This is a genomic window from Halosubterraneus shenae, assembly GCF_050510935.1.
In the GTDB taxonomy this organism is placed as follows: domain Archaea; phylum Halobacteriota; class Halobacteria; order Halobacteriales; family Haloferacaceae; genus JBDGPU01.
This window is the reverse complement of record NZ_JBNLVO010000003.1, coordinates 87,088-113,111: the sequence shown is the minus strand read 5'-3', so window position 1 is coordinate 113,111 and position 26,024 is coordinate 87,088. Positions and strand designations below refer to the sequence as shown.

23 protein-coding genes are annotated in these 26,024 nt (G+C 67.1%); 16 read left to right on the top strand and 7 right to left on the bottom strand.

What is annotated here, in order from left to right; translation table 11 throughout:
* Positions 1 to 177 precede the first annotated feature (177 nt).
* Positions 178 to 984 (top strand): TrmB family transcriptional regulator, encoded by an 807-nt coding sequence (locus tag ACQE3M_RS06990; RefSeq protein ID WP_430504879.1) that lies wholly within the window; start codon positions 178 to 180, stop codon positions 982 to 984.
* 208 nt (positions 985 to 1,192) lie between these two features.
* Here ACQE3M_RS06990 and ACQE3M_RS06985 read toward each other — a convergent pair whose 3' ends face one another.
* Entirely contained in the window at positions 1,193 to 1,852 is a 660-nt protein-coding gene (locus ACQE3M_RS06985; RefSeq protein ID WP_430504878.1) for an O-methyltransferase, read from the bottom strand.
* Between the two features lie 115 nt (positions 1,853 to 1,967).
* Complete coding sequence (locus ACQE3M_RS06980; protein ID WP_430504877.1) at positions 1,968 to 2,939, bottom strand: aldo/keto reductase; 972 nt, start codon at positions 2,937 to 2,939, stop codon at positions 1,968 to 1,970.
* Between the two features lie 836 nt (positions 2,940 to 3,775).
* Between ACQE3M_RS06980 and ACQE3M_RS06975 the strand changes: the two genes are divergently transcribed.
* The 4 genes from ACQE3M_RS06975 to ACQE3M_RS06960 all read left to right on the top strand — a co-directional run bounded on the left by ACQE3M_RS06975 (position 3,776) and on the right by ACQE3M_RS06960 (position 9,773).
* A complete protein-coding gene (locus ACQE3M_RS06975; RefSeq protein WP_430504876.1) occupies positions 3,776 to 4,579 on the top strand; it encodes a polysaccharide deacetylase family protein in 804 nt (267 codons plus the stop codon).
* Positions 4,580 to 4,650: 71 nt separating this feature from the next.
* Entirely contained in the window at positions 4,651 to 5,391 is a 741-nt protein-coding gene (locus ACQE3M_RS06970) for an ABC transporter ATP-binding protein (RefSeq protein WP_430504875.1), read from the top strand.
* Between the two features lies 1 nt (position 5,392).
* Positions 5,393 to 6,838 carry a hypothetical protein gene (locus ACQE3M_RS06965; protein WP_430504874.1) on the top strand — a complete coding sequence of 482 codons (1,446 nt, stop codon included), beginning with the start codon at positions 5,393 to 5,395 and terminating at the stop codon, positions 6,836 to 6,838.
* A 1,258-nt stretch (positions 6,839 to 8,096) separates the two neighbouring features.
* The gene (locus ACQE3M_RS06960; RefSeq protein WP_430504873.1) at positions 8,097 to 9,773 is read left to right on the top strand and encodes an acyl-CoA mutase large subunit family protein; all 1,677 of its coding nucleotides are present in this window, start codon (positions 8,097 to 8,099) and stop codon (positions 9,771 to 9,773) included.
* 23 nt (positions 9,774 to 9,796) lie between these two features.
* On the opposite strand, the gene ACQE3M_RS06955 is transcribed toward ACQE3M_RS06960, so the two are convergent.
* Positions 9,797 to 10,003, bottom strand: coding sequence for a hypothetical protein (locus ACQE3M_RS06955; RefSeq protein WP_430504872.1), 207 nt, complete (start codon positions 10,001 to 10,003; stop codon positions 9,797 to 9,799).
* Positions 10,004 to 10,104: 101 nt separating this feature from the next.
* Complete coding sequence (locus ACQE3M_RS06950) at positions 10,105 to 10,875, bottom strand: DUF2267 domain-containing protein (protein ID WP_430504871.1); 771 nt, start codon at positions 10,873 to 10,875, stop codon at positions 10,105 to 10,107.
* 104 nt (positions 10,876 to 10,979) lie between these two features.
* Here ACQE3M_RS06950 and ACQE3M_RS06945 point away from each other — a divergent pair, with 104 nt between their 5' ends.
* The 3 genes from ACQE3M_RS06945 (at position 10,980) to ACQE3M_RS06935 (ending at position 15,036) form a co-directional block, all read left to right on the top strand.
* The gene (locus ACQE3M_RS06945) at positions 10,980 to 12,701 is read left to right on the top strand and encodes a helix-hairpin-helix domain-containing protein (RefSeq protein WP_430504870.1); all 1,722 of its coding nucleotides are present in this window, start codon (positions 10,980 to 10,982) and stop codon (positions 12,699 to 12,701) included.
* A gap of 1,231 nt (positions 12,702 to 13,932) precedes the next feature.
* Entirely contained in the window at positions 13,933 to 14,316 is a 384-nt protein-coding gene (gene mce / locus ACQE3M_RS06940; protein ID WP_430504869.1) for a methylmalonyl-CoA epimerase, read from the top strand.
* Between the two features lie 60 nt (positions 14,317 to 14,376).
* Positions 14,377 to 15,036: a phosphate ABC transporter permease gene (locus ACQE3M_RS06935; protein ID WP_430504868.1), complete on the top strand. Its 660-nt coding sequence runs from the start codon at positions 14,377 to 14,379 to the stop codon at positions 15,034 to 15,036.
* 39 nt (positions 15,037 to 15,075) lie between these two features.
* On the opposite strand, the gene ACQE3M_RS06930 is transcribed toward ACQE3M_RS06935, so the two are convergent.
* The gene (locus ACQE3M_RS06930) at positions 15,076 to 15,933 is read right to left on the bottom strand and encodes a 3-hydroxyacyl-CoA dehydrogenase family protein (protein ID WP_430504867.1); all 858 of its coding nucleotides are present in this window, start codon (positions 15,931 to 15,933) and stop codon (positions 15,076 to 15,078) included.
* Between the two features lie 213 nt (positions 15,934 to 16,146).
* Here ACQE3M_RS06930 and ACQE3M_RS06925 point away from each other — a divergent pair, with 213 nt between their 5' ends.
* The 5 genes from ACQE3M_RS06925 (at position 16,147) to ACQE3M_RS06905 (ending at position 22,084) form a co-directional block, all read left to right on the top strand.
* Complete coding sequence (locus tag ACQE3M_RS06925; RefSeq protein ID WP_430504866.1) at positions 16,147 to 16,863, top strand: DUF7409 domain-containing protein; 717 nt, start codon at positions 16,147 to 16,149, stop codon at positions 16,861 to 16,863.
* Positions 16,864 to 17,229: 366 nt separating this feature from the next.
* On the top strand, positions 17,230 to 18,048 hold the full coding sequence (locus tag ACQE3M_RS06920; protein WP_430504865.1) for a class I fructose-bisphosphate aldolase: 819 nt from the start codon (positions 17,230 to 17,232) through the stop codon (positions 18,046 to 18,048).
* 2 nt (positions 18,049 to 18,050) lie between these two features.
* Positions 18,051 to 18,926 carry a class 1 fructose-bisphosphatase gene (locus tag ACQE3M_RS06915; RefSeq protein ID WP_430504864.1) on the top strand — a complete coding sequence of 292 codons (876 nt, stop codon included), beginning with the start codon at positions 18,051 to 18,053 and terminating at the stop codon, positions 18,924 to 18,926.
* Positions 18,927 to 19,017: 91 nt separating this feature from the next.
* Positions 19,018 to 20,808: an acyl-CoA carboxylase subunit beta gene (locus ACQE3M_RS06910; RefSeq protein WP_430504863.1), complete on the top strand. Its 1,791-nt coding sequence runs from the start codon at positions 19,018 to 19,020 to the stop codon at positions 20,806 to 20,808.
* Between the two features lie 61 nt (positions 20,809 to 20,869).
* On the top strand, positions 20,870 to 22,084 hold the full coding sequence (locus ACQE3M_RS06905; protein WP_430504862.1) for a mechanosensitive ion channel family protein: 1,215 nt from the start codon (positions 20,870 to 20,872) through the stop codon (positions 22,082 to 22,084).
* On the opposite strand, the gene ACQE3M_RS06900 is transcribed toward ACQE3M_RS06905, so the two are convergent.
* Positions 22,081 to 22,566, bottom strand: coding sequence for a DoxX family membrane protein (locus tag ACQE3M_RS06900; protein ID WP_430504861.1), 486 nt, complete (start codon positions 22,564 to 22,566; stop codon positions 22,081 to 22,083). The two genes, ACQE3M_RS06905 and ACQE3M_RS06900, sit on opposite strands and share 4 nt — an antisense overlap.
* A 64-nt stretch (positions 22,567 to 22,630) precedes the next feature.
* Positions 22,631 to 23,104 (bottom strand): MaoC family dehydratase, encoded by a 474-nt coding sequence (locus ACQE3M_RS06895; RefSeq protein ID WP_430504860.1) that lies wholly within the window; start codon positions 23,102 to 23,104, stop codon positions 22,631 to 22,633.
* A 120-nt stretch (positions 23,105 to 23,224) separates the two neighbouring features.
* Here ACQE3M_RS06895 and ACQE3M_RS06890 point away from each other — a divergent pair, with 120 nt between their 5' ends.
* The 3 genes from ACQE3M_RS06890 (at position 23,225) to ACQE3M_RS06880 (ending at position 25,945) form a co-directional block, all read left to right on the top strand.
* Entirely contained in the window at positions 23,225 to 24,091 is an 867-nt protein-coding gene (locus ACQE3M_RS06890; RefSeq protein ID WP_430504858.1) for an HpcH/HpaI aldolase/citrate lyase family protein, read from the top strand.
* Between the two features lie 229 nt (positions 24,092 to 24,320).
* Positions 24,321 to 24,710, top strand: a complete 390-nt coding sequence (gene tnpA / locus ACQE3M_RS06885) for an IS200/IS605 family transposase (protein WP_430504856.1) — start codon at positions 24,321 to 24,323, stop codon at positions 24,708 to 24,710.
* Complete coding sequence (locus ACQE3M_RS06880; protein WP_430504854.1) at positions 24,707 to 25,945, top strand: RNA-guided endonuclease InsQ/TnpB family protein; 1,239 nt, start codon at positions 24,707 to 24,709, stop codon at positions 25,943 to 25,945. Before tnpA ends, ACQE3M_RS06880 begins: the two co-directional genes overlap by 4 nt.
* Positions 25,946 to 26,024: the final 79 nt, after the last annotated feature.

Sequence of the window (26,024 nt, the reverse complement as noted above, 5' to 3'; positions counted from 1 at the left end):
GCGGTTCCGGTCGAGTCACTCGAGGAGTCACGAACCGCCCAAACAGGTTGACTCACTTAATCACAAAACATTATTACAGCCGTCCGACCTACCCGCATTCATCCGGCGGGAGCGTGGCCAGAACCAGCCGTCAGCAACGGAGCGGCCACGTAGCTGCCATCCGAGGAAGACTCGAGCATGACTCCAGATCCCATCGATAGCCCGTCGTCGACGGCCATCGAGCAGCTGCAGGCGTTCGGACTGAGCACCTACGCGTCGAGGATGTACGTGGCGCTGCTCCGGAACGGGGTCTCGACCGCTCGCGGCGTCAGCGAGGTCGCCGACGTCCCGCGAACCCGCGTGTACGACGCTGCGGAGGAGCTGCTCGAGAACGACCTGATCGACGTCGAGGAGCACTCGCCCAAGCACTTCGACCCGGTTCCGGCCCGGGACGCGATCCGGAAGCTCAGACAGGAGTATCGCTATCGCGAGGCGACGCTCACGGCCGTGTTGAGCATGCTTGAGGGCGAGAACGACGACGAGTCGGACGTTAGAACCGTCACGGGTCGGGCGGAAGTCGTCGACTGCCTCGTCGACGTCGTCCGGGCCGCGACCGAGGAGATCATCCTCGTGACCGACGGGACGCCGCTTTCGGAGGATCTTCTCAACACCCTATCGGAAGCCGCCGAGGACGGTATCCAGGTGCGAATCGTCGGCGACGGCGGCGGCAACGGCGACGGCCACGACGACGCGATAGCGACGCACATCCCGGACGTCGAGACCGTGACGCGGATTCCCGAAACGACGGACATTCCCGACGGCAAACGCCTCCTCGTCGACGGCACGCAGGCCGTCGTCACGGTTTCAGTCGGTCGCGATCGGTCGATCGACCCGACGCTCGCCGTGTGGGGGACCGGGGAACGGAACCTGCTCGTCGAGATGCTGAAGGACGCGCTCACGGAGTGGTTCGACGACGAGACCGTCTCGGCAAGTCGCTCCGAGTAACCGTCAGCGACCCGACCCGCACAAAAGGGAACTACAGCAGTTACTCGGTTACTCAAAACCGATCTCGTCGCTCAAAGGCGGGGTTATATAAGGGCGTACGGCTGCTATTGTCTCTTGCAGCGGCGAGAAAGACCGCTCTCCGGCATCCCACCCCAGATCGTCTTTCCGGCATTCCACCGCCGCTGCGTTTTCACACTGTCCGTCTCCGTCAGCCGACCAGTGCGCTCACCGTGATCCCCGACCCGACCGGCAGGACTGACGTTTCGAAATCCTCGCTCGCGCGGACGAGGTCGACGTACTCCGCGATCCCGCGCGTCTCGCTGTCGCCCGGCGGGAGGTCGACGCCCTCGTCGAAGTAGGCGAGGAGGTCGCTCATGTCGATGGGGCCGTGCATGACGTTGTCGGCGACGACGACGGCGCCGGGCGCAAGCTTCGGTCTGACGGCCTCGAGGGCGTCGGCGTAGCGGTGCTTCTGGTGGTCGATTAGCACGACGTCGAAGGGGCCCTCGTACGCCTCGACGGTCTCCATCGCGTCGCCGACCTCGAAGGTGACGCGATCGGCTTCGCCGGCCTCGCGCATGAACTCGGCGCCGGTTTCGGCCTCCTCGGCGTCGAACTCGGTGCAGATGACGTGGTCGGCGCCGCCCCGGAGGAACCACGAGGCGGAGTAGCCGAAGCCGGACCCGAACTCGAAGACCCATTCCGCGTCGGTCAACCTGGCGAGCAGCCGGAGGACGCCGCCCGCCACGGGGCCGATGATCGGGAAGTCGTGCTCCGCGGCGTGGGCGGCCATCCGCTCCTGCACGGCCGTGTGCTCCGGGCTGGTCGCCGCGAGGAACCGCTCCGTGTGGTCGGGTAGCGCGTCCATGTGCGCCGCGTCGCCGCCGTCGCACTTCAAGGTAGTCGCCCGGGCAGGCGCGGCCGTGTTCGGGGCGGCCGTGTTCGGGCCGGCGTCCCGCCTTGCACTCGCGACGGCCTGGCGCTCAGGCCTGCCGCGCGTCCGCGATGCGTTCGTACTGCGCGTCCGACAGCGAGATCTCGGCGGCGCCGGCGTTCTCCGCGAGCTGGTCCGGCGTCCGCGCGCCGACGATAGGGATACACTGGAACTCGCGCTGCTCGATGAGCCACCGGAGCGCGACCTGCGCCGGCGTCGCGTCGAGGTCGCTCGCGACGGATTCGATCTCGTCGAGGACGTCCCACGCACGGCTCGAGGCGTAGTACTCGCCGAACTCCTCGAAGAGGCTTCCGCGGGAGTCGTCCGGCGCGATGACCTCCCCATCGGGCGCGCGCTCGTACTTCCCCGTCAGCAGCCCGCCTGCGAGCGGCGAGTACGGGCAGACTGCCAGATCCTGATCCGCACAGAGGTCGAGGTAGTCCTCGATCGTCTCGTCGCGCGCGGCGTGGAACATCGGCTGGGTGACGTCGAACGGCTGCAGGTCGCGCGCGTCGGCTTTCCACAGGGCCTTCGTCAGCTTCCAGGCGGCCATCGAGCTCGCGCCGAGCGCGCGGACCTTCCCCTCGCGGACGAGGTCGTTCAGCGTCGCCAGCGTGCGCTCGACGTCGGTGCCGTCGTCGAACCGGTGGATGTAGTAGAGGTCGACGTAGTCGGTCCCGAGCCGGTCGAGGGTGCCCTCGATCTCCGCCCGGACGTTCTTCGGCGAGAGATTCGCCGAAAAGCGGCTCTCGTTGCTCCAGTACACCTTCGAGGCGATCACGTAGTCCTCGCGGTCGCGCTCGTCGAGCCACTCCCCGATCCAGCGCTCGCTGTCACCCCCACCGTAGGTGTTGGCGGTGTCGATGAAGTTGATCCCGTGCTCCTCGGCGGCGTCGAGGAGGTCGTGGGCCTCCTCGCGCGTCGTCTCGACGACGCCGCTCGACTCCTTCCCGAATCGCCACGTCCCGAAGCAGACCTCGGAGACCTCGATGCCCGTCTTGCCGAGTCGCGTGTACTCCATGTCTGCGTGGTTGACTCGTGGTGACGTAACTGTGCGGGACGTGATGACGGAGTACGTGGCTCGAGGTTGTAGCCGAAGAGTGGGGAAGGCCTCAGCCGCTCGCTATGCGCGGGTTTGTTCAGGTGGTACGGCCTTGCTCTCGACAGCACCGCAACCACCCAGAAAGCCCTCGGCCGCTCGCGGTCGCTGAGCAGGATATCTGCGCTCTCCGCACCGCCCGCGCAGATAGGGCCTGCTCAGCGACTCCCCTCCGGCGCGACCGGCACTCGCCCTTTCAGTCCGCCAGGACCGCAACAGCACAGCGACCGCAACGCAACCGCACCGCACAGCAACCGCAATACCTCAGCCCTCCCCAGCCTCGGCCGGGGCGCGCCGGGACCGCACAGCCTCGGCGCGCCCACGGCCTCCCTCGCACGCGTTGCTCGCGCGCGCCGGCCGCCCCGCACCGCGCGCCGGACAGCTGGCGCACGTCGCCGGCGACCCAACCGCCGCAAGCGACGCCCGGCGACCACTCGGTGGGCGGGACTGAAAGGGGCAGCCGCTGAGCGGGACGCCCTGCGAAGTAAGCACCGAGCCAGCGAACGAGCGAAGCGAATGCGCTGGCGAGGCGCGCAGCGAGCAGCGCGACCGCTCAGCGGCTGGGGCTTTCTGGGCGTGCTGAGTGGTGTACCCGGCAACGATAGCGGGTCTAATCTATAACTGCAAACGCCCGAAGAGCGGCGCTCTCGCAGTCCAGCGAATAGTGAGACGACCGGCGGCGACCCCCCGCTTCAGGCACACATTTCGAACACCGAATCCAGCGGTACAATCATGTGAACACACCTCAATCACGACCCATGACCGCCGAAACGGTGTGTCTCACGTTCGACTTCGACGCCGTATCGCCGTGGATCCACAAGGAGGACGGCCACAACACGCCGACGAACCGCTCACGTGGGCTCTACGGTGCCGAGGTCGGCGCGCCCAACGTCCTGGAGTTCCTCGCGGACCACGACCTTCCGGCGACGTGGTTCGTCCCCGGCCACACCATCGACAGCTTCCCCGACGTCTGCGAGCGCGTCGTCGACGCAGGCCACGAGGTCGCCCACCACGGCTGGAGCCACACGCCGCCGGGTGAGTACGAGAGCGAGGCGGCCGAACGCGCCGACGTCGAACGCGGCATCGAGAGCATCGAGCGCCTGACGGGGTCGCCACCGACCGGCTACCGGTCGCCCTCGTGGGACTACTCCGAACATACGCTCGACCTGCTGCTCGATTTCGGGTTCGAGTACTCCTCCTCCAGGATGGCCCGCGACTTCGAGCCGTACTTCGCGCGTCGCGACAGCGCCCCCGTCGACAGCCCGTACGACCCCGGGGAGCCGACGGACCTGCTCGAGATCCCCATCTCCTGGCAGCGCGACGACTACCCGCCGCTCGCGTTCTCGGGCAAGCGCGGCTACACGCCGGAGTCGGCCGTCTTCGAGGACTGGCAGAGCCAGTTCGACCACGCGCCCGCCGACGGCGTGTTCGTCCTCACGATGCACCCGCAGGTGATCGGGCGACCGGACCGCCTCGCAAAGCTCGGCGCGTTCGTCGAGTACGCACAACTGGAGGGGGCGGAGTTCCGGACGGTCGAATCGGTCGCTGCGGAGTATCTGTAGCTGACCTTCGCCCGCGACCGCCACCACCGACGCCGCCATCATTTATCAGGCCACCCGCCAAAGGGCCGCCGATGGTCGTCATACGCGCGGAGGACCTCCGGAAACGGTACGGCGAACTCGACGCGCTCGACGAGCTTTCCGTTACGGTCGATTCGGGGGAGCTCTACGGCTTTCTCGGGCCGAACGGTGCGGGCAAAACCACGACGCTCCGGGTGCTGACCGGACAGATTCGCCCGGACTCGGGCACCGCCAGCGTTCTCGGAATCGATCCGGTCGAGAACCCCATCGAGGTCCGCGAGCGGGTCGGGATCCTGCCGGAACAGGGCACGCCGCCGAGCTTCCTGACGCCGCGGGAGTACCTCCAGTTCGTCGGGCAGGTCCGCGAGCTCGACCCCGAATCGGTTGCGAACCGAACCGCGACGTGGGCCGACCGGCTCGGCTTCCGCGGGAAACTCGACGCGCTGACGACGGACCTCTCGCGCGGGCAACAGCAGAAGGTGATGTTCGCCGCGGCGTTCCTCCACGAACCGGACGTGGTCTTCATCGACGAACCGCTGGCGAACCTCGACCCCATCGTCCAGGAGACGGTTAAGCAGTTCCTCACCGGGTACGCCGAGGAGAACACCGTCTTCGTCTCGACCCACAACATCGACGTCGCCGAGGAGCTCTGCACCCGGGTCGGCATCGTGGCCGACGGCCGCGTGGTCGCGGAGCGCTCCATCCCCGACATGGAGGAGCCACTCCTCGACGCGTTCCTCGCCGAGGTCGGCACCGTCGCGTCGCGGGACATGCCGGGCACGGAGGGGTCCTGACGTGGTCAGCGACAGGCACCTGTTCGGCGTCCTCTGGCGCGAGGAGGTTCGCCTGCATGCGGAGCTGTTCGGTGGCGGACGCTTCCTCACGTTCCCGCTGGTCATCTTTGCGCTGGCTCTCGGGGGCGGGCTGGGGCTGACGCTGACTGGGACCGGCCCGGACGCGGTGCTAACCGGCGTCCGGGCGCTGACGCTCGCGTTCGGGCTCTACGCTGGCACGGCCGGCCTCGTCGGCAGCGACGCGATGGAGAACCTCCTCGGCGACGTCACGCTGCTGCTGTCGACGACCGAGACGCTCCCGCTGTCGCCCCGACGCTTGTTGGGCCTGTTCCTGCTCAAAGACGGCTGCTTCTACGCGCTGGCGTTCCTGCTCCCGCTGGCGGCCGGGAGCGTCCCCCTGTTCCTGCTCGACGCGGGCGTCTCCGGGCTCGGCGGGCTCTCCGCGAGCGTTGTCGGCGTCGCCGTCGCCGAGGCTGCGCGGCTCTGGATCCAGACGACCGCGCTGTTCGCGCTGGGAATGAGCGTCACGGTCGGGCTCATCGCGCTCCGAACGCGGGGAGCCCCGAAGTGGGGTCTCGGGGTCGTGCTTGGGCTGCTCGCGCTCGGGGCGTGGCACACGGGCGCCGCCGGCGTCGCAGTCGGGCCGCCGACCGCCGGCCCGGTCGCCGTCGCGGCCGTGCTCGCACTGGTCGTGAGCGCCGGGGCGCTGGCGATCTACGACTCGACCTACCAGCCGCCGTCGCGGAGCGCCACCGCACAGTTCCGGGACCTATCCGCCCGGATCCCCGGCGACGACAATGGGATCGTCGCGCGCAGCCTGCTGGAGCTCGCGCGGAGCAGCGGCGGGTTCGTGAAGCCCCTGGTCTCGGCGACGCTGCTGCTCGCCGTGGTCGGCGGGCTCGTCGGCATCGTCGAGGCCATCGTCGGCGTCCGCCCTGCGCCGGGGGTCTTCTTCGGCTCCGTGCTGGGCCTCTCCGCGTTCACGACGTACACGTGGCTCACGATGTTCGACGAGCCGGAGTCGTACCTCGTGCTCCCGCTGTCCGCGACCGACGTGCTCGCGGCCAAGCGCCGGGCGTTCCTCATCGTCGGGCTTCCGACGTCGCTCGTGGCCTACGCGGTCGCGCTCGCTATCTTCCCCACGTCACTGCCCGACGCCGCGGCGGGCGCGACGCTCGTCGTCGGGTTCTCGCTGTACGTCTTCGGCGTCACGACGGCGCTCGCGGGCTTCGACCCGAACGAGTTCCTCTTCGACATCGTCCGGTTTGCGGCCTTTTCGGTCGCTATCGCGGCGGTCGTCGTGCCGCCCGTGATCGCCTCGTTCCTCCCGGGCCCACCGCTCTGGGTACTCGGAGCGACGGTCTCCGGTGGCGGCGTCCTCGCGGTCGTCGGCTACGGGCTGTCCGTCTGGGCCGGTGGGTACTGGGAGCGAACGCTGCGAGAATAGCGATTCTTCGTCCGTGGAATCGTGGTATCCGTTTCAGCTATTGGCCCTGGCGACACTGCTCGGCACGTCTCGAGAGTTGGAATGGCCTGTTTGGACGCTCGCTAAGAGGTTCGTTCGGGCATCCTCCCGAGCGACACCACTCGCATGGTTCGAAAGTCCCAGCCGCTGAGACGGTTGTGTTTATAAATAAACTCGGCTGTAGTCGCGTCGGACACCAATTGGCATGGGGAAAGTCCCGGCAGTTGAACGGTCACGCTTAAAAACAAGATCGGCTATCGTCGTGAGCGACACCACTCAGCACACCCAGAAAGCCCCAGCCGCTGAGCGGTCGCGCTGCTCGCTGCGCGCCTCGCCAGCGCACTCGCTGCGCTCGTTCGCTGGCTCGGTGCTTGCGTCGCAGGGCGTCCCGCGCAGCGGCTGCCCCTTTCAGTCCCACCCACCGAGTGGTGGCTCGGGCGTCGCTCGCGGCGGTATGGCCGACGACGCACGCTGGCTTTCTGGCGTGCGATGCGGGGCGGACGGCGCGCGCGAGTAACGCGTGCGAGGGAGGCCGGTGGCGCGCCGAGCGGTGCGGTCCCGGCGCGCCCCGGCCGAGGCTGGGGAGGGGTGAGGAATTGCGTTTGCTGTGCGGTGCTGTCGCGGTTGCGGTAGTGGTGCGGTCGCGGTCCTGGCGGACTGAAAGGGCGACGGCCGCTCTCGTGAGCGGAGCGAACGAGACCATGGAAGTCGCAGCCCGGAACAGTCCGTCGGGCGTTGCGGAGAGACGCAACGGAAGCCCGGACCGTCTTCCAGTGGTCGCGCCACAGGGGAGTTGCTGAGTCTACCTCTATCTGAACCGGGCGGTGCTGAGAGGTTCAGATATGTCGCTCAGCGACCGCGAGCGGCCGAGGGCTTTCAAGGAGTCTGCGGTGCTGTCGAGCGTAAGACCGTATCACCTGTTCAAATCTGCTTATAAAGAGTGTCCGTGGGTTTTCCAGGCGTTTGCAGTGCTGTCAAACATAGCAGCGTCTGCACCTGCGGATCCAGTTTATAAGCAAGAGTGGCCGAGGGCTTTCGAGGACTCTGCGTTCCCGTCGAGACCACCACCATGTCACCTTCTTAAATCACTATATAAAGAATAGCCGATATCATCCTGGATGCTCCGATCTGAGACACTCACGCCGAGAAACGAAACTCCGTCACCGAACACCCCGATTCGCCTCCACCGTCAATGCAGGTTCTCAAACAGTTAAGTCCCACAAGGGTAGACCACTAGGTAATGTTCGACCCCGAGGAACTCGAAGAGATCCGCTCCGCGAAGGAGTCGTGGGAGTCGGAGACGTACGGCCCGACTGTGGAGCGGTTCGGGGAGCGCAAGGAGGAGTTCACGACCGACACCGGCGGCCAGGAGGTCGACCCGCTGTACACGCCCGCCGACGTCGCGGACCTCGACTACGACGAGGACGTCGGCTTCCCGGGCGAGGAGCCGTTCACGCGCGGCGTCTACTCCACGATGCACCGCGGGCGACTCTGGACGATGCGGCAGTACGCCGGCATGGGGACCGCCAGCGAGACGAACGAGCGGTTCAACTACCTCATCGACCAGGGCTCCTCGGGGCTCTCGATGGCGTTCGACCTGCCGACGCAGATGGGCTACGACTCGGACGCGAAGATGGCCCAGGGCGAGGTCGGCCGCTCGGGCGTCGCCATCGACACGCTCGACGACTTCGAGACGGTGTTCGAGGGCATCCCGCTCGACGAGGTGTCGACGTCGATGACGATCAACGCGCCGGCGTCGGTGCTGCTCGCGATGTACATCGCCATCGGCGACAAGCAGGGGGTCGACCGCGCGGAGCTGCGCGGGACGATCCAGAACGACATCATGAAGGAGTACATCGCGCGGAACCTCTACATCTACCCGCCCGAGGACTCCATGCGGCTCATCACGGACATCTTCGAGTTCTGCGCCGCGGAGACCCCCAAGTTCAACACCATCTCGATCTCGGGGTACCACATCCGCGAGGCGGGGTCGACGGCGGCCCAGGAGATCGCGTTCACGCTCGGGAACGGCATCGAGTACGTCGAGGCTGCGCTCGACGCCGGGCTCGACGTCGACGAGTTCGCGCCGCAGCTCTCCTTCTTCTTCAACGCCCACAACAACATCTTCGAGGAGGTCGCGAAGTTCCGCGCCGCGCGCCGGATGTGGGCGAAGATCATGGAGGAGCGCTTTGACGCCGAGAACCCGAAGTCGAAGCAGCTGAAGTTCCACACCCAGACCGGCGGCTCGACGCTCACGGCCCAGCAGATCGAGAACAACGTCGTGCGCGTCGCCTACCAGGCGCTCGCGGCCGTCCTCGGCGGCACGCAGAGCCTCCACACGAACGGGAAGGACGAGGCGCTCGCGCTGCCGACGGAGGAATCGGTCCGCACCGCCCTCCGCACTCAGCAGATCCTCGCACACGAGTCCGGCGCAGCCGACACGATCGACCCGCTCGCCGGATCCTACTACGTCGAGAGTCTCACGGACGACGTCGAGGAAGAAGCGTTCGAGATTCTCGACGAGGTCGACCGCCGCGGCGGGATGCTCGACGCCGTGAAGAACCAGTGGGTCCAGCGGCAGATCCAGGACGTCGCCTTCGAGCGTCAGGAGGAGATCGAGGAGCGAGAGCGGATCATCGTCGGCGTCAACGAGTTCGAGGTCGACGAGGAACCGGAGATGGACTTAGAGGAGATCGACCCCGAGCAGGAGGCCGAGCAGATCGAGCGGCTGGAGCAGGTCAAGGAGGAACGGGACAGCGAGGCCGTCGACGCCGCGCTCGCGGCCGTCCGCGAGGCGGCAGAGGGCGAGGAGAACGTGATGCCGTACATCGTTGACGCCGTGAAGGAATACGCGACCGTCCAGGAGATCTGCGACGTGATGCGCGACGAGTTCGGCGAGTATCAGCCCGGGCAGTAATCGGCGCTACCGGCCGCCTGCGACTATTCTTCCACCGCGACTGCCTCACCGCGAGCCGCGCTCTCCCCAAGCGTGTTAAGGACGCGCACGTTCGCCACCGATTCCTCGCGATCGACGAGGGGGTCCGCGTCGCGCGAGGCGATGGCCGCGACCGTGTCCTCGCTGTCCTGGATGGCCGGGACGACCGCGTGGAGGCCGATATTCGCCGTGCTGAGAACCTCGAAGCGCATGCGCTGGAGGTGGTCGCCGGCCGGCAAAAACCCACGGTCGCGCGGCACTGCGTCGGCCGACCGGTCGGCCGGCTCCAAATCCATCGACGACCCGCGCTCGCTTACCGACCGGCGATCGGCTGGAGGAACTCGCCGTACTCGTCCGGGAGCTGTTCGTTCATCCGGTCGAGCGCCCGGGTCGGGACGATCCCGGCGAGCGCGTCGCTCGCGGCGTCGGCGTACTCGCGGGCCGTTTGCTCGTCCACGTCGGCCCGGACCGCGACGCGGCGGACGAACTCGTCGCCATCGAAGGATCCCGGATCGGCCGCCGCCTCCTCGACGAGCCACTCGTCGGCCGGCTCTCGGAGGAATTCGGCGACGTCCTCGGCTTCCCCCCGGGAGACGCGTTCACCGAGCGTCCGGAGGGTCGCCGCTGCGGCCGTCTCGGCCTCCGGTTCCGAGAGGTCCGTTACGTCGGCGACGGCCTCGGCGAACGACTCCTCCGAGAGTTTGCCGCCGGTCTGGAAGGCCCGGTCGTACTCGGGCGGGAGCTGGGCGAGGGCGTCGTCGAGCTCGGGCTCGCCGACGACGCGCGCGAGCGCGGCAGCGACGGCCCGCACTCGGCGCTCGGCCTCGTCGGCGTCGATGCCGGCCTCGCTAGCGAGGTGGTCGATGAACTCGTCGTACGTGAACGGTTCTCTGCGGGGTGGGAGCCCCGGGTCCTCGACGTCGTCCGCGAAGGTCGCCGGCAGGAACGCGGCGAGGTCGCGGCGCTCGCCGGGGCTGAGGCTCGCGCCGAGCGCTTCCAGCACGTCGCGGACGAACTCCTCCGCGTCCGTCTCGGAGTCGAAGTCGGCTCCCTCTCGGGCCAGCTCGACCAGTTCTCGGGGCATGTGTTGGTCCGAGGTTCGTCGCAATCGCGGGTAAAGGAACTGGCCGCTGAAGGGTGAGAGAGGGTGCCACCAGCACTATCTACTGGCTCCGCGAACGAGGGGATATGCGAAACGAGGAGGTCGGAGAGCTCCTCCACGAGATCGGCGATTACCTGGAGATCCGGGGGGAGGAGTTCAAGCCGCGGGCGTATCACACCGCCGCGAGCAACGTCGAGTCCCTCTCCGAGCCGATCGAGGAGATCCACGAGCGTGGCGACCTACAGGAGATCGACGGCGTCGGCGAGTCGATCGCGGAGAAGGTCGCCGAGTATCTCGAAACGGGGGAGCTCGAGTATTACCAGGAGCTCGCCGCGGAGCACCCGAAGGACATCGAATCGCTCACGCGCGTCGAGGGGGTCGGCCCGAAACAGGCCCAGAAGCTCTACGACGCGCTCGGGATCCAGACGCTGGAGGAGCTCGAACGCGCCGCCGACGAGGGCCGCATCGCCACCGTCGAGGGGTTCGGCGAGAAGACTCAGCAGAACATCCTCGACCACATCGACGTCGCGATCGAGGGCGAGGAGCGGACGCTCATCGGCGACGCGTTCGACCGCGCGGAGGGGATCCGCGACCGGATCGCCGCCGTCGACGCCTTCGAGGACGTCCAGCTCGTCGGTTCGTTCCGTCGCCGGCGGCCGACTATCGGCGACGTCGACGTGCTCGCGACCGCCAGCGACGCGACCGCGGCCATGGGCGCCTTCTGTGAGTTCGAGGACGTCGACGAGGTCATCGCGCGCGGCGAGACGAAGTCCTCGGTGAAGATCAGCGGCGGGCTCCGGGTCGACCTTCGCATCGTCGACGAGTCCTCCTGGGGGTCCGCGCTGCTGTACTTCACCGGCTCGAAGGACCACAACATCGCCGTCCGCGACCGCGCGCAGGACCGCGACTGGAAGCTCAACGAGTACGGGCTCTACGACGTCAGCGACGTCTCCGAGGCGGAAGAAGGCCGCCGCGCCGGCGAGCGGATCGCGGGCGAGACCGAGGCCGAGGTGTACGACGCGCTCGACATGGACTGGATCCCCCCGGAGCTCCGGGAGAACACCGGTGAGGTCGACGCCGCCGTCGCCGGCGACCTCCCGGACCTCGTCACGGTCGAGGACGTCCGCGGGGACTTCCAGTCGCACACGACCTACAGCGACGGCGAGCACACCGTTCGCGAGATGGCGGAGCGCGCGGACGAACTCGACAGGGAGTACCTGGTCGTTACCGACCACGGGCCGGCGCTGGACGTCGTTACGGGCGTCTCGGACCGCGAGGAGTTCGACGAGCAGGCAGCCGAGATTGCCGAGGTCAACGACGACCCCGAGGTCGACGTCCGGCTCCTGCACGGTCTGGAGGCGGAGGTGCAGGAGGACGGTCTCGACGTCCCGGACGCGTGGGCCGAGGAAGTCGACGTGCTCGTCGCCGGGATGCACCTGCATCCGGAGGACCCGACCGACAAGCTCGTGGCGGCGATGGAGTCGTATCCGGTCGACGTGCTGGCGCACCCGCTGAACCGCCAGATCCACGAGCGCGAGCCGCTGGACCTCGACTTAGAGCGAGTGATGGGCGTCGCCGCCGACGAGGGCGTCTTCGTCGAGATCAACGGGCAACCGGCGCGGCTGGATCTCGACTGGCGCAACGTGAAGCAGTACCGCGACGACGTGACGTTCGTCGTCTCGTCGGACGCACACCGGAAGAGCGAGCTGGAGCTGGTCGATCTGGCCGTCTCGCAGGCCAGGCGCGGGTGGCTGGAAGCTGACGACCTGGCGAACACGCGATCGCTCGAGGAATTACCGTTTGAGTGATCGGTTGAGGCGGGATTGCGGGTGTGAACGCTGGTGGAATGGACCAGAACAGTTCGAAAGCCTGCGGCCGGGCTTGCTTATAAACTGGATGGACAAGTGCAGACGCTGGGATCCCGAACCACGACAGCCCGAAAGCCCTCGGCCGCTCTTGCTTATTAGCCAGATGAACAGGTGCAGACGCTTCTACACTTGCCAGCACCGCAAACACCCAGAAAGCCCTCGGCCGCTCTTGCTTATTAGCCAGATGAACAGGTGCAGACGCTTCTACACTTGCCAGCACCGCAAACACCCAGAAAGCCCTCGGCCGCTCGCGGTCGCTGAGCGACATATCTGGACCTCTCCGCACCGCCCGGTCCAGATAGGGGTCGACTCAGCGACTCCCCGTTGGCGCGACCGGCCGTCGCCCTTTCAGTCCGCCAGGACCGCGACGGCGACAGCATCGCGACAGCAACGGCGACAGCATCGCGACAGCAACGGCGACAGCATCGCGACAGCACCGCACAGCAACCGCAATTCCTCAGTCCACCCCAGCCTCGGCCGGGGCGCGCCGGCCACGCACCGCCGCGGCGCGCCCCACCCTCCCTCGCACGCGTTGCTCGCGCGCGCCGACCGCCCCGCGCCGCACGCCGGCCAGCCGGCGAGTGACGACCACCGAAGAACCGCCGAAAGCGACGCCCGGCCACCACTCTCGGGCGGGACTGAAAGGGGCAGCCGCTGCGCGGGACGCCCTGCGACGCTAGCACCGGAACCTGGCGAACGAGCGACCGCAGGGAGCGAGTGAGTCGGGTGAGGAGCGCAGCGAGCAGCGCGACCGCTCAGCGGCTGGGGCTTTCTGGGCGTGCTGAGTGGTGTCGCCAGCGACGATAGACGATCTTGTTTATAAGTACAACCGACCAGCGGCTGGGGCTTTCAAAACAGGCTGAGTGGTTTTGCAAGCAGCGACAGCCGAATTCATTTATAAAATATCCGTCTCAGCGGCTGGAGTTTTCTTGGTGTACCGAGTGACGTTGCTCGCGACGTGTGCCGGTCTTATTTTTAGATGCGACCGCCTCAGCGGCTCGATCCTTCTGGACATGCCGAGTGTTGTTGCATTCGTCGACGTGCGATCGATCGAAGAACGCGATTGCACGATAGCCCTGATTTTGAGAGATGTCGAGCAACACCATAGCTCGCGCAATGTCCAGACAGAAAGACGGGAGCGTTTAAGCGGTCTCCGCAGAGCCACACGAACATGAAGTTCGATCACGTCGGCATCGCAACGCGGGACGCGGCCGAGCTCGCGGCGCTGTTCGAGAACCTCCTCGACGCGCCCGTCGCGCACGAGGAGCAGTTCGACGGCCTCCACGTCGTCTTCCTGGAGCTGGAGAACGGCTACTTCGAGCTGCTGGAACCAGCCGAGGGCGGCACGATCGACGACTACCTCGAGCGCAACGGCCCCGGGATCCACCACGTCGCACTCGAAACCGACGACGTCGCTGGCGCGCTGGAGACGGCCCGGGACCTCGACGTCGGGCTCATCGACGAGGAACCGCGCCCCGGCGCGTGGGGCCACGACGTGGCGTTCCTCCATCCTGGCGACACCGGCGGCGTGCTCGTCGAGTTCGTCGAGCACTGACGGCGGCGGACCCGTCGAACCGTCACCATCTCTTTATATCAGGCCGAGCGAACGAAAGGTATGCTCCAGATCGAACTCGTCGACGCCGGGCTCGTCCTTGCGGGCCTCCTGCTCGCGTTCGTCGGCGCCGCCGTGTCGGTGTACGCGGTCTCGCTTACCGGGTTTCTCATCGGCGCGGGCGCGGGCTACGTCCTCGCGCCGTCGCTCGTCGGCTTCGTCAGCGCCGAGGGATTGATCGTCACGGCCGGCGCGGTACTCGTCGGCGGTGCCGTCGGCGCGTTCCTCGCGTACGCCGGCCTCTCGTTCGCCGTCCTCGGGATCGGCGCCGTCGTCGGCGCGTTCATCGGGCGGTTCGCGGTCGGTCCGCTCTACGTGGAGGGGACGATCTTCCTCGCGGGCGCGACGCTCGCGGGCATCGCCGTCGGCGCGCTCTTCGGGTTCGTCCTCACGAAGACCACGCTCGTCTTCTCGACGGCGTTCATCGGGGCCGCCTTCGCGACCCGGTCGCTGACGGTCGCCGACTTCACCGCCGCGCGGGAGGCGCTGACCGTCGAACCGCTCATGTTCGACCCACTCTCGCCGCTGTTCCTGGCGGTATTCGTGCTCGGCGCGCTCTCGCAGCTCGGGCTGTTCAAGTTCGGCTACGTGACGAAGCTCGTCGGGGTCCTGCCGGGCGCGCGTCGCTGGACGGCGAGCAACGACGACGAAAGCGAGTCCTGAACGGCGTCCTGAAGCGGGGGTAGCAACTGGCGTCCCGGCTTAGTCGTACTCGTAGAAGCCTTTCCCCGTCTTCTTCCCCAGGTCGCCGGCGTCGACCTTTCGCTTGACGAGGTAGGCCGGCTTGTAGCGGTCGCCCAGCTCCTCGTGCAGCGTCTGGCTCGCGTCGAGCACGATGTCAAGCCCGATGTGGTCCGCGAGTTCGAGCGGGCCCATCGGCACGTTCGTGCCGAGTTTCATCCCCTTGTCGATGTCCTCCTTCGTGGCGACGCCCTCGTCGAAGGCGCGGACGCCCTCGTTGATCCAGGGCATGAGGATCCGGTTCGTGACGAAGCCGGGCTTGTCGTCGGACTCCCAGGTTTCCTTGCCGATGTCCTCGGCGAAGACGTGCGCGAAGTCGGCGACGTCGGCTGCGGTGCGCTCCCCGACGACGACCTCGACGCCCGTCATGATCGGCACGGGATTCATGAAGTGGAGCCCGATGACCTGGTCCGCGCGGTCCGTCGCGCTCGCGATGGTCGTGATCGACAGCGTCGACGTGTTCGTCGCGAGAACGACGTCCTCGTCGGTCACGTCCTCCAGGTCCGCGAAGATGTCCTGCTTGACGTCCATCTTCTCCACGGCGGCCTCGATCACGAGGTCCGCGTCCGCGAGGTCCTCGAGCTCGGTCGTGCCCGTGATCCGGCCGCGGATCGCGTTCGGGTCCTCGTCGAGCTCGCCCTTGTCCGCGAGGCGGTCGAGGCTCGACTCGATGCTCTCGAAGCCGCTCTCCACGAACTCCTCCTGGATGTCGCGCATCACGACGTCGTACCCGGCCGTCGCGGTCACCTGCGCGATGCCGTTGCCCATCGTGCCGGCGCCGACGACGCCGACCGTCTCGATGTCGGAGAGGTCTCGCATAGCTGGTGCTGTTCCGGGGTTCACCGTAAGCATGGCGAAACCCCGCGTCGGGGGATCATCCAGTCGCTCGTCGAACCTGGCTAACGACCAAAACCATTGGATGGCACCGTTTCGTCGTGGTGTTTGATCGCTAACTCGGCCCCATCGTGTGTGATGTCTCACATAAAGGTTAAAAGGCTCGTTAGTCCATGTCCGGGTAGCTGGTGACCACTCGTGACTGACGCCTCGACGGCAGACGACCTGGAGCCGACCGATCTGAAGTGGATCGGGCCGGCGACCGCCGGGGCGTTTGCCGACGCCGAGTTCTCCGCGGACGACGTGGCGGACAAGGCCGTCTCGTACCAGATGCTCGTCGACGCCGGCGTCAACCCGGGCGTCGCGGCGAAGATCCGTCGGGAGCACTCGCTCTCCTGGTCGTTCGAGGCCGGCGACGGGCTGAGCGAGCGCTCCGCGCAGGTCCGCGGGCTCGGCAGCGACGAGGCGGCCTGGGTAGAGGCCTCCTCGTCGGGCGACTGGGAGGAAGCAGACGACGACGGGACGCCTGACACCGACGCGAGCGACGAGGACGCCTGGGTCGCCGCATCGAGTGAGGGGACCCCGGACGAACAGGACGACTCCCCGGCTGCCGGCGCCGACGCCGCGTACTTCACGGCGACGGCAGACGCCGACGGCTCGGTCCAGGACGCGGAGGCCGATGGCAGCGGCGACCCGGCCGCTGCAGAGGCTGCGTGGCGGGAACGGTCGGAGCCGACGCCCGTGACGGACCTTGCTCCCGTCGACGACGAGGCCAGGGAGCTGCTCGCGGACGCCGGCATCACCTCCGTTCGCAGTCTGGCGACGGCCGACCCGGAACACGTCGCGGACGTGCTCGACATCGATCAGGAGCGTGTTACGACGTGGCACGAGGCGGCCCGGGACGCCGAAGAGTAGGAGTCTCCGTTATTGGCGAGGGGTACCACTAACGAACGTCGACGAGTATCGGGTACGCCTTGCAGTGATCGCTTTCTTGCTGGTGACAATAAACCGGGGGTTGTTTCTGACAGCATCATCGCAAAACTCACTACAAAGTCAGTAAATTTTCTTTACAGGAACACCGGAGAACTGTGTCGCTTCGGAGGGCGGGCAACGTAGTATCGCCGTCTTATGACGATCCGTGCGGATAGAACAAATCCGACGTTATGGGCTCCTGTAGTCATGATAACGACGGAGTATCGAAACTCCCTCGTCCTGTTTCCGCAGCTCTCGAAGAGAGTCGCACCACAGCGCTTTTTAGCTATCTTACCGCACGTCGAACTGATGATACCTGACGCGGACGACGCCATCACGCGGGACGGGAAAGCACTGATCTTGGCGTACGACCACGGGCTCGAACACGGCCCGGTGGACTTCGAGCCGAACCCGGAGACTGCGGACCCCGAGCAGGTCTTCGAGCTCGCCGGTCACGACGCCGTGACCGCGCTGGCCGTCCAGAAAGGCGTCGCCGAGGCGTACTACGACGACTACGCGGACGACGTCGCCCTCCTTTTAAAGCTCAACGGGACCTCGAACCTCTGGATGGGCGAACCCGACTCCGCGGTCAACTGCTCCGTCGAGTACGCGAACGAGCTGGGCGCCGACGCCATCGGGTTCACGCTCTACGGCGGCTCGAACCACGAGATCGAGATGGCCGAGGGGTTCCGCGACGCGCAGGAGGCGGCCCGCGACCACGACATGGGCGTCGTGATGTGGTCGTACCCGCGCGGGCAGGGGCTCCGCGACGACACCGCGCCGGAGACCATCGCCTACGCGACCCGGCTCGGGCTCGAGCTCGGCGCCGACATCGCGAAGGTGAAGTACCCCGGATCGCCCGACGCGATGGCCGAGGCCGTCCGCATGGCCGGCCCGACGAAGGTCGTGATGTCCGGCGGCTCGAAGACGGACGACCTCCAGTTCCTCGAGACGGTCGAGAGCGCCGTCGAGGCCGGCGCCAAGGGCCTCGCCGTCGGCCGGAACATCTTCCAGCGGGAGAACCCGATCGAGCTCCTCGACGCGCTCGAGGCGGTCATCTTCGACGAGGTCTCCGCGCGGAAGGCGCTCCGCCGCGCGAAAGGCGAGTCCCACGACGAGAACCTCTAGTGATGGTCGTCGAGGACGTCTTCGACGTCGTCGCCGAGACTGCGCCGGACGTCCGGGCCGCGCTCCCGGGCCGTCGCGTCGAGAGCGACGTCGAGAACCCCTCCGGCGAGACGGTGATGGCCGCGGACGCCTACGCCGACGACCTCCTGCGGGAGCGGCTCGGCGCCGTCGACGGCGTCGCAACGTACGCGAGCGAGGAAGCCGCCGAGCCGGAGTCCGTCGGCGACGCGACGGCGTCCGACGCCGTCCACGTCGCCGTCGACCCCCTCGACGGCTCCTCGAACCTCCAGTCGAACAACGCGATGGGGACGATCGTCGGCGTCTACGACGCGCCGCTCCCGGCCTCGGGCCGGGACCTCGTCGCCGCCGGCTACGTCCTCTACGGGCCGATCACGACGATGGTCGTCGCCGACGGCGACGGCATCCGCGAGGAGGTCGTCGAGCGGGCGGGAAAGACGCCCGATACGGGGGTCCAGCGAACGGTCGTCGAGGAGGACCTCCGGCTCCCCGCGGACCCAACCGTCTACGGCTTCGGCGGGCGCGTCCCGGACTGGCCGGACGACTTTGCGATGTACGCCCGCGAGGTGGAGTCGGAGCTCAAGCTCCGCTACGGCGGCGCCATGGTCGGCGACGTGAATCAGGTGCTCACGTACGGCGGGATCTTCGCCTACCCGGCTCTCGAGAGCGCCACCTCGGGGAAGCTCCGCCTCCAGTTCGAAGGGAACCCGATGGCGTTCGTCGTCGAGCGGGCCGGCGGTGCCTCCTCGACCGGCGAGGGATCCATCCTCGACGCCGACCCGGAATCGCTCCACCAGCGCGTCCCGGTCCACGTCGGCAACGAGGCGCTGATCGAGCGCCTCGAGGCCGCGCTCGACTGATCGGGAGGTTCTTTTATTAGTCGTCGGGGGAGCGGACGTCGCCCGGTCCTGCATGGAAAACCATTTGCAACCCCCTGTAACATTTGCGTGTATGAAAGTCCACGTCGGAGCGGGGGCGACCGCCGAGGAGGCGGAAGCCATCGCCAAGTCGCTCGCTGACCACCTCGGGGTCGACGTCGAGGTTCACGTCGGGGAGGCGGCGGAGCCGACCGCGTCGGCGGCGCCGTCGGAGCCGGACTACCCCCTTGCGGACGACCTCGGGCCGACGGAGCGCGAGGCAGCCCTCCAGGCGGAGATCGAGGAGATCCTCGAGGGCGGCCCGGAGAAGTACAAGGAGCGCCTCCCCGACCAGGGCAAGCTCTTCGTCCGCGACCGGCTCGACCTCTGGTTCGGCGGGGAGGACGGGAGCGGCGGTACCGGCGAGGCCGACGGCGAGCCCGAGGGGCTCAAGTTCGAGGACGGAAAGTTCGCCGCGTTCGACGACTGGCACCCGGACAGTCCGAAGGTCGAGGACTACGACGAGGGCGACCGCGTGCCCGGTGACGGGCTCCTCACGGGCGCCGCGGAGTTCGAGGGCCGCGACGTCCACTTCATGGCCAACGACTTCACGGTAAAGGCCGGGTCGATGGCCGAGAAGGGCGTCGAGAAGTTCCTCCGGATGCAACAGCGTGCGCTGAAGACCGGGAACCCCGTCCTCTACCTGATGGACTCCTCCGGGGGCCGCATCGACCAGCAGACCGGCTTCTTCGCCAACCGCGAGGGCATCGGGAAGTACTACTACAACCACTCGATGCTCTCCGGCGCCGTGCCGCAGATCTGCGTGCTCTACGGCCCGTGTATCGCCGGTGCGGCGTATACCCCCGTCTTCGCCGACTTCACGGTCATGGTCGAGGGGATGTCCGCGATGGCCATCGCCTCCCCGCGCATGGTGAAGATGGTCACCGGCGAGGAGATCGAGATGGACGAGCTCGGGGGCCCGCGGATCCACGCCGAAGAGTCCGGGTCGGCGGACCTCGTCGCCCGCGACGAGGCCCACGCGCGCCAGCTCGTCGCCGACCTCGTCGGCTACCTCCCCGACCAGGCCGGCGAGGACCCGCCGCGGGCCGAGACGAAGCCGCCGAAGTACTCGCCGGAGGGCATCGACGAGCTGATCCCCGAGTCGCCGAACCGCGCGTACGACGTCCACGACCTGCTCGACCGGATCGCGGACGCCGAATCCGTCTTCGAGCTGAAGTCCGGCTACGGGAAGGAGATCGTCACGGCGTTCTGCCGCATCGACGGCCGGCCGGTCGGCGTCGTCGCCAACCAGCCGACCGAGCGTTCGGGGGCCATCTTCCCGGACGCCGCGGAGAAGGCCGCGGAGTTCATCTGGACCTGTGACGCCTACGAGATCCCGCTGCTGTATCTCTGTGACACCCCCGGATTCATGGCCGGTTCGCAGGTCGAGAAGGACGCCATCCTCGAGAAGGGGAAGAAGATGATCTACGCGACGTCGTCGGCGACGGTGCCGAAGCAGACGGTCGTCACGCGGAAGGCGTACGGCGCGGGGATCTACGCGATGGGCGGGCCGGCCTACGACCCCGAGAGCGTCATCGCGCTCCCGTCGGGCGAGATCGGGATCATGGGCCCGGAGGCTGCGATCAACGCCGTCTACGCCAACAAGCTCGACGCCATCGACGACCCCGAGGAGCGGAAGCGCCGCGAGCAGGAGCTCCGCGAGGAGTACCGCGAGGACATCGACGCCAAACGGATGGCTAGCGAGGTCGTCATCGACGAGGTCGTGCCGCCGTCGACGCTCCGTGACGAGCTCGTCCAGCGGTTCGACTTCTACGCCGAGGTCGACAAGGAGCTGCCCGACAAGAAGCACGGGACGATCCTGTAGTCGCCGTCGACGGTCGGGGGCGTCCCCGAACCTTCAAAAGGATGATCGCCCTCTTTCGGGTATGACGCTCGCTTTCGTCCAGGTGACGAGGGAGTTCCTCGGCAGTTTCACCACGACGGAAGCCCGGCTCGTCGCGACGACCGTCCTCCTGCTCGCCGCGCTCGCAGTCGCCCGCCAGCTCATTCCATGGCTGACCCGCCGGGGCGTCGCCGCGGTCCGGAACCGTGCGACCGGACGGACCGCCGAAGCCATCGACGCCTTCTCCGAATCGTTCCCGTGGCGCACGCCGATCACGGTCCTCATTCGGGGGCTCCAGCTCGTCGTCTACGCGCTCGTCGGGTTGTCGCTGTTCCTCGTCTGGGGGCGGTGGAGTCTGGCAATGGGGCTGTTCGCACGCGTGAGCTCGCTCGTCCCGCACCTCGGCCGACTCGCGGTGACGTTCCTGCTGTTCTTCGGCGCCTACGTCGGCGCCGAGGTGCTGCGCGACCTCATCCACGAGATGACGCGCGAGACGGAACGCGTGAGCCCGCATCACGAGCAGATCATCTTCCGGATGGTCCAGCTCTCGCTTTTCACGCTCGTCGGCTTCTCGGTGCTCACGCTCTGGCAGGTCGACCTGAGCGGGCTCTTCGTCGGGGCCGGCTTCCTCGGCATCGTCGTCGGCCTCGCGGCAAGACAGACGATCGGATCGCTCGTCGCCGGCGTCGTCCTGATGTTCTCCCGCCCCTTCGAGATCGGCGACTGGGTCGAGATCGGCGACCAGGAGGGGATCGTCACGGAGATCAGCATCATCACCACCCGGCTCCGGAGCTTCGACGGCGTCGACGTCGCCATCCCCAACGACAAGGTCGGCGACAGTGTCGTCCGTAACCTCTCGCAGGAGGGCCAGCTCCGCCTCCGACTGGAGGTCGGCGTCGACTACCAGACCGACCCCCAGCGCGCCGCTGAGCTCGCGCTGGAGACGATCGAGGATGTCGACGCCATCGTCAACAACCCGGCGCCGAACGTCGTGCCGACGACGTTCGGGGACAGCGCGGTCGTCCTCGAGATGCGGTTCTGGATCGACCGCCCGACGCCCCAGCACAAGTGGCGGGCGATCCGCGGCGCCATCTACGAGGTCAAAAGCGCCTTCGAGGCGGAGGGTATCAAGATCCCCTTCCCGCAGCGGGAACTCTCCGGCCGCGCGGAGACGGGCGGATTCCGCGTCGTCGAGACCGGTGTCGAGGAGCCGGCGGGCGAAGCGCGGTCCGACCCGGCGGGCGACTCGGACACCTAACCCTCGTCTGCCCCGGACGCCTCCTGTGCGGCCTCGACGGTCACGGCGACCGCGAGCGCGGCGAGCCCGACATCCCGGACGAGCGCGAGGCCGAACAGCCCCTGCACCGTCGCCGACGGCGTACCGAGGACCGCCACGACGAGATACCCGACCGTCGCGAGCAACGACCCGGCGATGAACGCCGCGAAGGGAGTCACCCGGCGGTTCGCGAGTACGGGAAGCGCAAAGAGGATCTCCAGCCAGCCGTTCAGCAGCATCCACGTCGGCGGCGACATCGGGAGCAGCGCCGCGAACCAGGGGACGACGTAGGGCGTCCACGCCCCGGGAGCGACGAGCTTGTGGACGCCCGCGAGCAGGATCATCGCCCCGAGTCCGACGCGAGCGGTCGCCGTCGGGGACGGCCCCCGGGCCGCGAGCAGGTTGACGAGGCGCCGATACGCCGCTGCGAGGCCGTCGAGGGGGGTGGAGTCGGAGCTGGACACACTGGTCCGTTGTGCGGCTTCGGAGAAGAACTCGGGGGCCGACGCGATCCGCCGTCGCCGCGGTTCAGTCGGCGTTTTCGGCCTTCAGCGAGAGGACCGTGCGGTCGAACTCGCAGACGAGGGGGTCCTCCTCGTCGTCTTCGTCCGCGACCTTGAACGCCTCGACGCGCATGGTGACGACGCCGCGGTCGCCGTCGCTGGTCTCCCGCTTGTCCGTCACCGTCGACTGCGCGTAGATCGTGTCGCCGATAAATACGGGGTTCGGATGCTCGACGTCGTCGTACGAGAGGTTCGCGACGATGGTCCCGTCGGTCGTGTCCGGAATCGAGAGCCCGACCGCCAGCGACATCGTGTAGAGGCCGTTCACCAGGCGCTCGCCGAACTGCGTGTCCGCGGCGAAGTCCGCGTCGAGGTGGAGCGGCTGCTGGTTCATCGTCATGTCACAGAAGTCCTGGTTGTCGGACTCGCTGACGGTCCGCCGTTTCCCGTGCTCGATCGTCTCGCCGACTTCGAACGCCTCGTAATACAGTCCGGTCATACGCGGCCCGTCGGAACTCTCCGGCTTAGGCCTGTCGCCAGCGGGCGAGCCGTCGCCAGCTTCCGGCCACTGCCCACACCCGGTCGTCCCTTTTAAGCCCGGACCCGACGACCTTGGAGTATGCCACGCCGAAGCCTGCTGTTCTCCCCCGGCGACGAACCGGAGCTGCTGCGGAAGGCCCCCGGCAGCGGCGCCGACGTCGTTTGCTTCGACCTCGAGGACGCCGTCGCCCCGACCGCGAAGGGCGAGGCCCGCGCGGCGGTCCGCGACGTCCTGACGGACCCGGCGTTCGACCCGGACGCGGAGGTCTGCGTTCGGCTGACGGGCAGCGAGGTCGCCGCCGACCTCGACGCGCTGACCGCCGACGGCATCGGCGGCGAGCTCCGGCTCGACGCCGTGATGCTCCCGAAGGTCGAATCCGCCCAGCGCGTCCGGGATGTCCGAGCGCTGTGTCGCGAGCACGACCTCGACCCCGCGGTGTTCGCGCTCGTCGAAACGGCGACCGGGATCCTGCGTGCGGAAGACGTCGCCGCCGCCGACCCGACGAGCGCGCTCCTGTTCGGTGCCGAGGACCTCGCGGCCGACGTCGGCGCGACGCGAACCGAGGAGGGGACGGAGGTGCTGCACGCGCGCGAGCACGTCGTCCTCGCGGCCGCGGCCGCCGGCGTCGACGCCATCGACACGGTCTTTACCGACTTCTCGGATGCGGAGGGCCTCGCCGACGACGCCGCCTTCGCGGTCGAACTCGGCTACGACGGCAAGATGGCTATCCACCCGACCCAGGTCGGCCCGATCAACGACGCGTTCACGCCCGAGCCCGAGCAGGTCGAGTGGGCCGAGCGCGTCCTCGACGCCCGCGAGGCGGCATCGGGGGACGGGGAGAAAGCGGTATTCGAGGTCGACGGCGAGATGATCGACGCCCCGCTCATCGCGCAGGCCGAGCAGGTCATCGCGCGAGCCGAAGCGGCCGGCATCCGCGAGGAGTAGGTCGCAGACAGCGTCTCGCCGTCAGCTCAGCGCAGTCTTGCGGCATCGGTGCATGAGAACGCGCGTTACTTTGGCTCTAATAGGTCTATAGAGTTACGAGCGCACACCCCCGTCCTCAGGCGGTGGTCAAGCGGCCGATAGCGTACACCTCTACCGACGACGCTATAGCTGTATTTCTCCCGATTCACCATCAGTATTAACATGCCGTATGCTATAGTGTACAGGACGGATGAAGACCACACGGTACGCTACATATAACCTCAACTATCACATAGTGTGGTTGCCGAAGTACCGCAACTCGGTACTCGTCAACGAGGTCACAGACCGTGTGCGAACCATCCTCCACGAAATTGCCGACGACAAGGGCCTCGAAATTCTTGACCTCACCGTTCAGCCCGACCACGTCCACCTATTCGTCAGTAGCCCACCAAAACACGCTCCGTCCCTTCTCGCCAACTGGTTCAAGGGGATTTCCTCGCGGAAGTACAACCACCGCTACGCCGACCACGAAGGTGAGAAAATCGGCTGGGTTAGAGGCTATTACGTAGGGACAGCGGGCCATGTCTCCAGTGAGACGGTTCAGGACTACATCCAGCGTCACGAGGAGGGCGACACATGACTGAACTCACAAAGACGCTGGAACTGAAACTGGTAGATCCGAACGCACACAAACGGAGGAAACTCCGCGAGACGCGGGACGCCTATCAGAAGGCCCTTGCCGATGCCTTCGACGCTTGTTGCACGACGCAGGCCGAAGCGAATGACGTGGTGGTCAACTACGGCCTGAGCGGGTACGCGAAGAACGCGCTCAAGAAGTACGTCCCGCAACTGACGACGACCTACGGTGCGGAAGACCTTCACGCCGACCATCCTGTTCGGTTCACGAACGAGGGGCTTCGACTCGATCACAAGCCCGAGAACGACATCGAGTGGTACATCAAGATCCCGCATCACGAGGACTACCACCTCTGGACGCCGGCACAACCGAACCCCGAACAGCGGGACTGGCTGGAAGCATTGCACGCGGGTGACGCGGAGATGGGCGAAAGTCGGCTATTCGAGCGGGACGGAACGTGGTATCTCCACGTCACCGCCACCCGCGACGTGGAGGAGGGTCCCGATGCGTCTGCCGAAGAACGGACATCCATCGGTGTCGATATTGGGGAAGCGTCGCTCGTCACGGTGTGTCACCGCGACGACCACGGTTACCCGACCGCTCCCGAACTGTGGGCCGACGAAGGCACAACCGTTCGTCGGCTTCGCAAAACCTACTTCACCGCTAAACGACGACTTCAGAAGCGTGGAAGCGAGCGCATCGCAGAGTCATTCGGTGACGACCTGTGGAGCCAGATAGACGACGTGTTCCACCGTGTCACCCGCGAAGTCGTGGAGTATGCCGAGTCCGTCGAGAATCCCGTTCTGGTTCTGGAAGACCTGACGTACATACGGGAGTCGATGGACTACGGGGAGTACATGAACCGCCGTCTCCACGGATGGGGGTTCGCCAAACTCCACGCCCAGATACGCTACAAGGCCGTCGAGATGGGCATCCCCGTCGAGACGGTGAATCCACGTAACACCTCGAAGGAATGCCACGCTTGCGGAGAGGTAGGGCATCGTCCACGGCAGGCAACGTTCAAATGCTCGAACGACGCTTGCTGGTTGGGTGAGTACCAAGCGGACGTGAACGGAGCGGTGAACATTGCAGACCGCTACCTCAGCGGAGAGAGTCGTTCCAGAGAATACGAGAACGACGATGACTCGGCTGAGGATGGGGCGCGTTTGACCGCGCCGCAAGACAGCCAAGCCGATGCTGGAACCCAGCAGAGGACGCTTGGAACGGATGCGTCTTGAAACCGTAGGGACGAGCAGACGCTCGGCCTGAAATCCCGTGGTGGGATTCCCGCGTCTTCAGGAGCGGGAGGAGGTCAAG